The sequence below is a fragment of the Rhizobium sp. PEPV16 genome (assembly GCF_008919455.1).
GTDB lineage: Bacteria > Pseudomonadota > Alphaproteobacteria > Rhizobiales > Rhizobiaceae > Rhizobium > Rhizobium leguminosarum_Q.
On record NZ_VSZV01000356.1, the window covers coordinates 165,060 to 167,080 of the forward strand.

Below are 2,021 nucleotides of genomic sequence, written 5' to 3' on the forward strand. Positions count from 1 at the left end.
CGGCATCGATATCGTCAAGGCGCAGATCCACATTCTCGACGGTTTTGCGATCGGCACGCCGGAATCGGGCGTGCCGCTCCAGCAAGATATCCGTCTCAACGGCCATGCGCTGCAGTGCCGCATCACCACGGAAGATCCGGAGCATAATTTCATTCCGGATTACGGCCGCATCACCGCCTATCGCTCAGCGTCCGGTTTCGGCATCCGCCTCGATGGCGGCACATCCTATTCGGGTGCGATCATCACCCGCTTTTACGATCCGCTTCTCGTCAAGGTCACGGCATGGGCGCCCAATCCGTCCGAAGCGATCGCCCGCATGGATCGGGCGCTGCGCGAATTCCGCATTCGCGGCGTGGCAACCAACCTGACCTTCCTCGAAGCGATCATCGGCCATCCGAAGTTCAGGGATAACAGTTACACGACGCGCTTCATCGATACGACGCCGGAACTCTTCCAGCAGGTCAAGCGCCAGGATCGCGCCACGAAGCTCCTGACCTATCTCGCCGACGTCACCGTCAATGGCCATCCCGAGGCCAAGGATAGGCCGAGGCCGCTTGATAACGCTGCCGAGCCGGTGGTTCCCTACGCCAACGGCAATGCGGTCAAGGATGGTACGAAGCAACTCCTCGACACGCTTGGCCCGAAGAAATTCGGCGAATGGATGCGCAACGAAAAGCGCGTGCTTTTGACCGACACGACGATGCGCGACGGCCACCAGTCGCTGCTCGCCACCCGCATGCGCACCTATGACATCGCCCGCATTGCCGACACCTATGCGCATGCGCTGCCGAACCTTTTGTCGCTCGAATGCTGGGGCGGCGCGACCTTCGACGTCTCCATGCGCTTTCTGACCGAGGACCCGTGGGAGCGCCTGGCGCTAATCCGCGAGGGCGCGCCGAACCTTCTGCTGCAGATGCTGCTGCGCGGCGCCAACGGCGTCGGCTACACCAATTATCCCGACAATGTCGTCAAATATTTCGTCCGCCAGGCGGCCAGGGGCGGCATCGATCTCTTCCGCGTCTTCGACTGCCTGAACTGGGTCGAGAACATGCGCGTCTCGATGGATGCCATTGCCGAGGAGAACAAGCTCTGCGAGGCGGCGATCTGCTATACCGGCGATATCCTGAACTCGGCCCGTCCGAAATACGATCTGAAATACTACACCGACCTTGCGGTCGAGCTCGAGAAGGCCGGGGCGCACATCATCGCGCTCAAGGATATGGCGGGCCTTCTCAAGCCTGCGGCTGCGAAGGTTCTGTTCAAGGCGCTGCGCGAGGCGACCAGCCTGCCGATCCATTTCCACACGCATGATACATCGGGTATTGCGGCCGCGACCGTTCTGGCCGCCGTCGATGCCGGCGTCGATGCCGTCGATGCCGCCATGGATGCGCTGTCCGGCAATACCTCGCAGCCCTGTCTCGGCTCGATCGTCGAGGCGCTGCGCGGCACGGAGCGTGATCCGGGCCTCGATCCGGAATGGATCCGCCGCATCTCCTTCTATTGGGAAGCGGCGCGCAACCAGTATGCCGCCTTCGAAAGCGATCTGAGGGGCCCGGCATCCGAAGTCTATCTGCACGAAATGCCGGGTGGCCAGTTCACCAACCTCAAGGAACAGGCCCGCTCGCTCGGGCTCGAGACCCGCTGGCATCAGGTGGCGCAGGCCTATGCCGACGCCAACCAGATGTTCGGCGATATCGTCAAGGTGACGCCGTCTTCCAAGGTCGTCGGCGACATGGCGCTGATGATGGTGTCCCAGGACCTGACGGTTGCCGACGTCGTCAGCCCCGACAAGGAAGTCTCCTTCCCGGAATCGGTGGTCTCGATGCTGAAGGGCGATCTCGGCCAGCCGCCGTCAGGATGGCCCGAAGCGCTGCAGAAGAAGGCGCTGAAGGGCGACAAGCCCTATACCGTGCGCCCCGGCTCACTGCTCAAGGAGGCTGATCTCGATGCGGAGCGCAAAGTCATCGAGACGAAACTCGAGCGCGAGGTCAGCGACTTCGAATTCGCTTCCTACCTGATGT

General features: G+C 62.1%; 1 protein-coding gene. It reads left to right on the forward strand.

From position 1 onward, the window contains the following. Positions 1–2,021, forward strand: a 2,021-nt coding sequence (gene pyc, locus FY112_RS35185; protein ID WP_151520499.1) for a pyruvate carboxylase, incomplete at both ends; no start/stop codon positions are given.